The following is a 217-nucleotide window of genomic DNA, read 5'->3' as shown; positions in this document are numbered from 1 at the left end:
TCTTCATCTGTTAAGTTTGAAGAATCAATTGCATTGTTCTTTGCAGTTGCTGCGTCGGCTACTGCTTTCTTAGCTGCTTCTTTAGCTGTTGATTCAGTTGGTACTTTAATACCGTCAATTGCATTCACGCCATTGGTTTGAGCTTCAGTTACTGCTGCGTTTGTTGTTGCATTATCAATGGCTTGATCTGCAACATTTTGAGCTTCAGTTACTGCTT

1 protein-coding gene is annotated in these 217 nt (G+C 40.1%); it reads right to left on the bottom strand.

The features are described 5' to 3' along the window. On the bottom strand, positions 1-217 hold a 217-nt coding region (locus tag FD18_RS06040; protein ID WP_157053610.1), incomplete at both ends, for a DUF1542 domain-containing protein.

Source organism: Lactobacillus taiwanensis DSM 21401 (genome assembly GCF_001436695.1).
Classification (GTDB): Bacteria; Bacillota; Bacilli; order Lactobacillales; family Lactobacillaceae; genus Lactobacillus; species Lactobacillus taiwanensis.
Note: the sequence above shows the minus strand (reverse complement) of the source record. Positions and strands in the feature narration are given on the sequence as shown.